General features: G+C 72.9%; 9 protein-coding genes. 5 read left to right on the top strand and 4 right to left on the bottom strand.

Translation table 11 applies throughout. From position 1 onward, the window contains the following. Positions 1-312: 312 nt before the first annotated feature. Positions 313-696, bottom strand: a complete 384-nt coding sequence (locus VMV22_02900) for a metalloregulator ArsR/SmtB family transcription factor (protein HUY21268.1) — start codon at positions 694-696, stop codon at positions 313-315. Between the two features lie 110 nt (positions 697-806). Between VMV22_02900 and VMV22_02895 the strand changes: the two genes are divergently transcribed. From VMV22_02895 to VMV22_02885, 3 genes are read left to right on the top strand one after another with little or no spacing between them, the layout of a single operon-like run. Further along, positions 807-1,274, top strand: coding sequence for an ArsI/CadI family heavy metal resistance metalloenzyme (locus VMV22_02895; protein ID HUY21267.1), 468 nt, complete (start codon positions 807-809; stop codon positions 1,272-1,274). After that, complete coding sequence (locus tag VMV22_02890) at positions 1,265-1,984, top strand: aquaporin (protein HUY21266.1); 720 nt, start codon at positions 1,265-1,267, stop codon at positions 1,982-1,984. Before VMV22_02895 ends, VMV22_02890 begins: the two co-directional genes overlap by 10 nt. Beyond that, the gene (locus VMV22_02885; GenBank protein ID HUY21265.1) at positions 1,981-2,385 is read left to right on the top strand and encodes an arsenate reductase ArsC; all 405 of its coding nucleotides are present in this window, start codon (positions 1,981-1,983) and stop codon (positions 2,383-2,385) included. The genes VMV22_02890 and VMV22_02885 overlap by 4 nt, the downstream gene beginning before the upstream one ends. A 149-nt stretch (positions 2,386-2,534) precedes the next feature. Here the strand turns inward: VMV22_02885 and VMV22_02880 are convergent, their stop codons facing one another. Next, positions 2,535-4,268, bottom strand: a complete 1,734-nt coding sequence (locus VMV22_02880) for an amidohydrolase family protein (GenBank protein ID HUY21264.1) — start codon at positions 4,266-4,268, stop codon at positions 2,535-2,537. 49 nt (positions 4,269-4,317) lie between these two features. Then, positions 4,318-5,799: an aldehyde dehydrogenase family protein gene (locus VMV22_02875; protein ID HUY21263.1), complete on the bottom strand. Its 1,482-nt coding sequence runs from the start codon at positions 5,797-5,799 to the stop codon at positions 4,318-4,320. A gap of 203 nt (positions 5,800-6,002) precedes the next feature. Between VMV22_02875 and VMV22_02870 the strand changes: the two genes are divergently transcribed. Both VMV22_02870 and VMV22_02865 read left to right on the top strand, forming a co-directional pair. After that, positions 6,003-7,163 carry a hypothetical protein gene (locus VMV22_02870; GenBank protein HUY21262.1) on the top strand — a complete coding sequence of 387 codons (1,161 nt, stop codon included), beginning with the start codon at positions 6,003-6,005 and terminating at the stop codon, positions 7,161-7,163. A 42-nt stretch (positions 7,164-7,205) separates the two neighbouring features. Continuing rightward, positions 7,206-7,706, top strand: a complete 501-nt coding sequence (locus VMV22_02865) for an OB-fold domain-containing protein (GenBank protein HUY21261.1) — start codon at positions 7,206-7,208, stop codon at positions 7,704-7,706. 214 nt (positions 7,707-7,920) lie between these two features. On the opposite strand, the gene VMV22_02860 is transcribed toward VMV22_02865, so the two are convergent. Further along, a partial coding sequence (locus VMV22_02860; protein HUY21260.1) for a hypothetical protein occupies positions 7,921-8,193 on the bottom strand: 273 nt, incomplete at its 5' end.

The following is an 8,193-nucleotide window of genomic DNA, read 5'->3' as shown; positions in this document are numbered from 1 at the left end:
AACGCCGGATCCGGCACGTCCCGGTGGTCGAGGACGGGATCCTGCGCGGGATCGTGAGCATCGGCGACGTGGTCAAGAACCGGATCACCGAGCTCGAGAAGGACCGCAAGGAGCTCGTCGAGTACATCAACGCGCGCTAGGCCTCGCCCCCCGTCGACGGGCGCGTCGGGAAGGTGACCGGGCACGGCACCGAGGCGGGCTCGCACCCGTGGTCCGGCCCGCCCTACCGGGCCGATTCCCCGCTGCTCGCCGGGTGGACGGCGTCGCCCCGACCGGGCCACGCCATGGCCCCCTTCCGGCCGACGACGGCTCCTATGCGCCGCCGAGCAGCGTGCGGATGGTCGCCAGCCGCTGCGGCGACACCCGCCACCACGTCCACCTCCCGCGTTTCTCGCCGACGATCAGCCCGGCGTCGGCCAGCACCCGGGTGTGGTGCGAGATGGTCGGCTGGCTGCGCCCCAGCGGCTCCTCGAGCGCGCAGCTGCACACCTCGCCTTGGGCGGACACGATCGACAGGAGGCGCAGCCGGACGGGATCGCCGAGCGCGGCGAGCACGGGCGCCAGGTCGGACGCCTCGTCCTCGGAGAGCACGGCGTCGGTGATGGGCGCACAGCACAAGACGTCCGACCGCTCGTCCGACCGCTCGTCCGACCGCTCGTCCGGCGGGATCGTCTTGGCCAGGTTGCGGGTGGTCATGGGGCTCCCCCTCCGGCAGCTCGTCCACACGATACGGGCTTCTCATTGACAACTGTCGATGCGGCCATCATACTCACGCATCGACAGTGGTCAATGCGAAGGAGCCCGTCATGTCCCGTGTCCAGTTGGCCCTCAACGTCGCCGACCTCGACGCGGCCGTCGACTTCTACTCGAAGCTGTTCGGCACGCCGCCGGCGAAGGTCCGCCCCGGGTACGCCAACTTCGCGGTGGCCGAGCCGCCGCTCAAGCTCGTCCTGATCGAGGGGGGCGGCGCCTCGGGCACGTTGAACCACCTCGGCGTGGAGGTGGGGAGCTCGGCGGAGGTGGCCGCCACCCAGGCACGCCTCGCCGGCGAGGGGATGGCCACGACCACCGAGGAGCAGGTCACCTGCTGCCACGCCGTCCAGGACAAGGTCTGGGTGGACTCACCGGACGGCTCGCCGTGGGAGATCTACACGGTCCTCGCCGACGCCGAGATGCCCGAGGGCGAGCTGAACGACCCCGCGCCCCCAGGTGCGGCGTGCGGCGCGAGGCGCCCCGACCTGGCCGCCCACGGCGACCCGGGCCCGTGCTGCTGAGCGACCGCACCCTCGCCCGCCAGGCGGTGGCCGAGTTCATCGGGACCGGGTTCCTGGTCGCCGCCGTCGTCGGATCGGGCATCGCCGCGCAGCGCCTGTCGCCGCACGACGTCGGCCTCCAGCTGCTCGAGAACACCGCGGCCACGGCGGCCGCGCTGGTGGCGATCATCTTCGCCGTGGGCCCCGTGTCCGGCGCGCACCTGAACCCAGTCGTCACGCTCGTCGACCGCGCCTTCGGCGGGCTGCGCACCCGGGCGGCCGTGGCCTACGTGCTCGCACAGTTCGCCGGCGGCGCATCGGGGGCCCTCGTGGCGAACACCATGTTCGGCCTGCGGGCGGTGACGCTGTCGACACATCACCGCGCCGGCGGGCCCCACCTGTTCGCCGAGGCCGTCGCCACGTTCGGGCTGGTGCTCGTGGTCTTCGGCGTGGTGCGGGCCGGGCAGGCGGCGGTGGCGCCCTTCGCCGTCGGCGCGTACATCGCGGCGGCCTACTGGTTCACGTCGTCGACGAGCTTCGCCAACCCGGCGGTCACGGTGGCGCGCATGCTGTCGAACACCTTCGCGGGGATCGCGCCGGCATCCGCACCCGGCTTCGTGGGTCTCGAGCTCGTCGGCGGCGCCGCCGGCGCGGCCTGCGTCGCCATCCTCTACCCCCGCATGCGGGACGACGCCGGCGACGTCCTGCTCCATCACGAGGAGGCCGCGTGACCGCCGAGCGTCCCGAGGTCCTGTTCCTGTGCGTCCACAACGCCGGACGCTCGCAGATGGCCGCCGCCCTGATGGAGCGCTACGGGGCGGGGCGTGTCGTGGTCAGCTCGGCGGGCTCGGAGCCGGCCGACAGCCTCAACCCGGCGGTGGTCGAGGCCCTCGCCGAGGTGGGCCTCGACATCACGGGGCGCCAGCCCCGGCGGCTCACCGACGAGGCGGCCCGGCGTGCCGACGTCGTCGTCACCATGGGGTGCGGCGACGCCTGCCCCGTCTTCCCGGGCAAGCGGTACCTGGACTGGACGCTCCCGGACCCTGCGGGCGCGGGCATCGACGAGGTCCGCCCCATCCGCGACGAGATCGACCGACTGGTGCGCGAGCTCGTCGACGAGCTCGTCAGCTGAACGAGGCGTGGCGCCGCATGGGGCCACGCCGGGCCGACGGGACCGGGCCGACGGGACCGGGCCGACGGGACCGGGCGGCGGCGGGACCGGGCGGCACCGGGACCGGGCCGACGGGACCGGGCGGCGCCGGGACCGGGCCGACGTGACGATCAGACCACGCCGGGCCGGACGACGTGGCCGGGGAGGTTCCCCGTGATCACCTCGCCGTCACGCACGATCGGCGTGCCGTTCACGATCGTCCAGTAGATGCCCCGGGGCCGGGCCGAGTAGCGGGCCTCGCCGCCGGGGAAGTCGGCCACCTGCTTCTTCGACTCGAGCTCGACGGTGTCGGGGTCGAACACGAAGGCGTCCGCGTGGTAGCCGGGCAGCAGCATGCCCCGGCCCTCGAACCCGAGCAGCGCGGCGGGCACCTGCGTCATCTGCCGGATGCCCTCCTCGAGCGACCACAGCTTGCGCTCGCGGACCCAGAAGGACAGGAACGCCGTCGACCAGTCGGCGCCGTCGTCGCGGTCGAGGTGGGCGCCGCCGTCGGACACGCCGATGATCATGGCGGGGTGGCGCTGCCCGAGGGCCACGGCCTCCTCCCACGCCGGGCTCTTGTTGACGTACCGGAACACGGTGCGCAGGTCCTCGTCGAGGGCGAGGTCGAGCAGCACGTCGGCCGGCTCCTTGCCGAGCTCGGTGGCGATGTCGGCGATGGTGCGCCGCACCAGCTTGTCGTTCTGCGGTCGGGCAACCTCGTCGACCTCGACGACGTTCCAGCGTGGCGGCGGAAGGGTGGACCCCTTCGAGCCGTCGGTGTTCGGGTGCTCCACGGCGTGGCGCATCGCGTCGCGCCGGGAGGGGTCCCGGAGCATCGCCAACCGCTCGGCGCCATCGACGCCGGGGCCCACGACCTCGTGCCACGCAGGGACGCCCTCGTACAGGTTGGTGCCGGCGTCGATGCGGAAGTCGCGGTCGAAGGGGTGGTTGCGCAGCAGCGAATAGATGCCCACGCCCTGGCGGCCGACGTCCTCGATCCACGCCGCCACCTGCTCCCACTCCGCACCGGGGACGTCGACCTTGGACCGCCCCCCGAGGCCCTGCAGGATGATGGGGAGGCGGCTGACGGTGCCCAGGCGCACGAGCAGGTCCTTGTCCTGCTGGTCGAGCCCGCCGATGGCGCTGCGGTGCAGGTAGCTGATCGACCCGCCGTTGTAGCGGCCGGCCTCGGCGCACAGCACCTCGAGCTCGGCCATCGACGCCAAGCGGCTGGGGACCGGGCGGCTGTCCCCGTCGAGTTGCGTGGGCCCGTGAGACGACGAGAATCCCGCCGCCCCCGCCGCCATGGCCTCCCCCACGACGCGTCGCATCTCCTCGATCTCGTCGTCGGTGGCCTCGCGCTCGGAGCCCTCCTCCCCCATCACCGTCCGGCGAACGGCGGAGTGCCCCACGTAGCACGCCATGTTCACGCCCAGCCGCCCGGCCCTCGTGGCGAGGAACTCGGGGAAGGTCTCGAAGTCCCACGGCACGGCGGACAGCGCCACCGGCGACATGCCCTCCACCTTGGCGAACATGCGGGCGAGGAAATCACGCTGGTCGGGGCGGTTCGGGGCCACCGAGAAGCCGCAGTTTCCGGCCAGGACGGTGGTCACGCCGTGGTAGCACGACGACGTGGCGTACGGCTCGAAGGTCAGCTGCGGGTCGTAGTGGGTGTGGGCGTCGACGATGCCCGGCGCCACGTGCAGGCCATCGGCGTCGATCACCCGGTCGGCCTCCGAGGGGTGCACGAACCCGATCTTGGCGATGCGCCCGTCCTTGACGGCGATGTCCCCGCGCCGTCGGGCGAGCCCGGTGCCGTCGACGACGATGCCGCCCATGATGGCCAGGTCGTAAGTGCTCACGTTCCCCTCCTGCGGGTCGATGCCGCCGGCCGCTATGACCCCGGAGGCCTCAGCCGGTCCAGATGATGGACTGCAGCTCCGAGTACGCCTCCAGGCCGTAGTCGCCGCCGTCGCGGCCCACGCCCGACATCTTGAAGCCGCCGAAGGGCGCCTCGTGGTTCCGCTGGGCGGTGTTGATGCCGACGTGCCCGGCCCGCAGCCGCCCCGCCACGTCGAACGCCCGGGCGGTGTCCCCCGAGAAGACGTAGTCGTAGAGCCCGAAGTCGCTGTCGTTGGCGATCGCCACGGCCTCGTCGTCGTCGTCGAAGGGGATCACGACCACGACGGGGCCGAAGATCTCCTCGCGGGCCACCGCCATGGCGTTGTCGGCCACGAACAGCGTGGGCTCGACGTAGAAGCCGCGCGGCATGTGGGCGGGGCGGCCGCCGCCGACCACGAGCCGGGCACCCTCGTCGCGACCGGTGGCGATGTAGCCCTCGACCCGGGCGCGCTGGGCGGCCGAGATGAGCGGGCCCACCACGGTGTCGAGCTCGGTGGGGTCCCCGACCTTCAGGGCGCCGGCGTAGGCCGCCAGCGCGTCGACCAACCGGTCGAAGACGGCGCGCTGCACCACGGCGCGCGTCGGGGCGGTGCAGATCTGCCCCGAGTGGAAGCTCCATGTGGAGCCGATGCACCCGACGGCCGCCTCGATGGCGGCGTCGTCGAACACGATGCAGGCCCCCTTGCCCCCGAGCTCGAGCAGCAGGCGCTTCATGGTGGCGCCCCCCGACGACGCGATGCTCGTCCCCACCTGGGTGGAGCCGGTGAAACTGACCATGTCCACGTCGGGGGATTCCACGAGCGCCTGGGCGGGGCCGGCATCGGGAGAATTGACCAGGTTGACGACGCCGGGTGGGAACCCGACCTCCTCGAGGATGCGCACGAGCTCCACCACCGCCAGGGGGTCCTGGGGAGCGGGCTTCACCACGACCGTGTTGCCCATCGCCAGGGCGGGCGCCACCTTGCCCGCCATGTTGGCCAACGGGAAGTTGTACGACGTGATGCACGCCACCACCCCGACGGGCTGGCGCACGGCCACGGCGCTGATCAACCCGCCCGGGGCCAGAGGCGTGGCCTGGGCGACCTGCGGGGGCAGCGACCGCTGGACCACGGACTGCGGGTCGCGCGAGTAGCGCTCGAAGCGGTCCGCGGCGATCGGGACCTGGAGCCGTGACCCCACGGCGGCGGTGGCGCCGGTCTCGGCGATCACCAGGGGGACCAGCTCCTCGGCCCGGGCCCGGATCGCCGCGGCGGCGCGGGCCATGAGGGCACGGCGCTCCTCGGGCGCGGTGGCGGCCCACCCCGGTTGCGCCCGGCGGGCGGCGGCGGCGGCCGCCACGGCATCGGCCACGGTGGCGCTCGGGGCGGCGCCGGCGGCCTCCTCGGTGGCGGGGTTCACCACGTCGTAGGTGCCGCCGGAGGCGTCGGCCCACCTCCCCCCGATGAGGAGCTGGCTCTCGCGCCTGAAGACGGGCGCCGGCGTGTCGGCCATGGGCGGCGATCGTACCGGGTATCTGACATGCCGTCAGGTCCGCTGCTACCGTGCTGGCGGCCGGCGCCGGGGCCCCGCGGCTTGCCCTGCGCACCGGCCTGGGGGATACCGTTCCCCCAGCACTCGGCACAGCACTCGGCACAGCACTCGGGGGGGCCGACGGGGCCCAGTCTCCGGGCCCGGACCAAGGAGGGACCGCGCCAATGAGCCCGGCAGTCGGCTTCCAGGACGCCACCGCCATCGTCGGCATCGCCCAGACACCGTTCGCCAAGCACCTCGAGCCCTCCGAGGCCGAGCTGGCCTGCACCGTGATCGTCGAGGCCTGCGCCGATGCCGGCATCGACCCCTCCGAGATCGACGCCCTGTGCTCCTACACGATGGAGGCCACCGAGGAGGTCGACATCGCCCGCAACATCGGCTGCGGGGAGATCACCTTCTTCAGCCAGATCGGCTACGGCGGCGGCGCCGGGTGCGGTGTCGTCGGCCACGCCGCCCTGGCCGTGGCGAGCGGGCAGGCGGAGGTGGCGGTGGCGTGGCGGTCGCGCAAGCGCGGCTCGGGCCCGCGCCCGTGGACCAGCACCGCCGTGCAGCTGCGGGTGCCGGGCGGGTGGACCCGGCCCTTCGGCATGCTGCGGCCCGTCGACGAGATCGCCATGCTCACCCGCCGCTACATGCACGAGTACGGCGCCACCCGCGACCACCTCGCCAACGTGGCCACCGCCGTGCGCAAGCACGCCAACATGAACCCCCTGGCGTTCATGCACGACCGTCCCATGAGCCGTGACGACTACATGGCGGCGCGCTGGGTGTCGGAGCCGCTGTGCCTGTTCGACAACTGCCTCGAGACCGACGGCGCGCTCGCCTGCGTGATCGTGTCGGCCGAGCGCGCCCGCGACCTGCGCCATCCGCCGGTGTACGTGCACGCCTTCGCCCAGGGCCTGCCGCCCGAGCACCAGACGATGGTGAACTTCTTCAACGACGACCCGCTCACGGGCCCGGCGTGGGCGTGCGCCCGGAGGCTGTGGGCCAACGCCGCCTTCGGCCCCGAGGACGTGGCCGTGGCGCAGATCTACGACGCCTTCACGCCGCTCATCCCGCTGTCGCTCGAGGGCTACGGGTTCTGCAAGCGCGGCGAGGGCGCTGCCTTCACCGACGACGGCAACCTCGAGTGGGGGAAGGGCTCGCTCCCGACCAACACTGCCGGCGGCGGGCTGTCGGAGGCCTATGTACACGGCTTCAACCTCATCAACGAAGGCGTCCGGCAGATGCGCGGCACCTCCACCGCCCAGGTGGAGGGGGCCGAGACGTGCCTCGTGACCTCGGGCGAGGGCGTACCCACGAGCGCCCTGCTGCTGCGGCGCTGACGACGAGTCCGGGCACACGAACCAGCGCGGGGAGACAGACAGATGACCAACGCAGCGGCGTTCTCGGGTGGCTACGTGGCCAATCTCGGCCCGTCGGAGGATGGATTTCTCCTCCCCGCCGTCGATGACGAGAGCATGTTCTTCTGGGAGGGCACGCTGGCGGGCGAGCTGCGCATCCAGGCGTGCAACGCCTGCGGCAGGCTCCGGCACCCGCCGCGCCCCATGTGCCCGGCGTGCCGCTCGACGGAGCGGGGTTGGCGGCCCGTGGCCGGCCTCGGGACGATCTGGTCCTTCGTGGTCCCCCACCCACCCCTGCTGCAGCCGTACTCCGACCTCGCCCCCTACAACGTGATCGTGGTGGCGCTCGACGAGCACCCCACGATCCGCTTCGTCGGCAACCTCGTCGAGGGGCCCGACGGACAGCTGGACGAGGTGGACCCGGCGTCGATCCGGATCGGGGAACCGGTCGAGGTCACCTTTAAGCGCTTCCACCGCGCCGACGGCAGCGAGGAAGCCCTCCCCTTCTGGGTGCGACGAGGCTGACCCCCCTGCGCATGGCTCCTCCTCCCGCCTGAACTCCCTGGCCCGGGGCGTGCCGAACGCTCGACCGCCGGGCGCGCCATACCAGGGTGACGGCGACCGAGGAGGACCGGTGGACGTGGGCGGTCCCGGCTCCGGCACAGGGCTCCGGCCCAGGGCTCCGGCACCTGATCCGTCGGCGCTGCGGACACGGCGTGGGTGGCGCTGCGGTCGCCGCTCAACTCGTCGAACAGGCGCGGATCGCCGCCTCGGCGGCCGCTTCGGTGGCGAGCAGCGCGCCTTCGGCCAGCCTGGCCATGGCCTCGATGCGTCCGGGGTGCTCGGCGAAGTAGCGCTCGATGGCCTCGGGGTCGGGCGAGCCGTCCTGGTTGCTGAGACGGAAGATCTCCTCGTCGACGCTCCCGTCGGTGGCACGGTCGCTGATGACGCGGAACACCGACCACGGGATGTCGCGTCGCTCGCACACGTCGGCGATCGCCGCGGTCTCCAT

The organism is Acidimicrobiales bacterium (assembly GCA_035531755.1).
GTDB lineage: Bacteria > Actinomycetota > Acidimicrobiia > Acidimicrobiales > UBA8190 > DATKSK01.
This window is presented reverse-complemented; position numbering and strand designations above follow the sequence as displayed.

Bases quoted from the DNA above. Each gene is read 5' to 3' on its own strand.
- VMV22_02900 (HUY21268.1), bottom strand. From the start codon at position 696: ATGACCACCCGCAACCTGGCCAAGACGATCCCGCCGGACGAGCGGTCG.
- VMV22_02895 (HUY21267.1), top strand. From the start codon at position 807: ATGTCCCGTGTCCAGTTGGCCCTCAACGTCGCCGACCTCGACGCGGCC.
- VMV22_02875 (HUY21263.1), bottom strand. From the start codon at position 5,799: ATGGCCGACACGCCGGCGCCCGTCTTCAGGCGCGAGAGCCAGCTCCTC.
- VMV22_02870 (HUY21262.1), top strand. From the start codon at position 6,003: ATGAGCCCGGCAGTCGGCTTCCAGGACGCCACCGCCATCGTCGGCATC.
- VMV22_02865 (HUY21261.1), top strand. From the start codon at position 7,206: ATGACCAACGCAGCGGCGTTCTCGGGTGGCTACGTGGCCAATCTCGGC.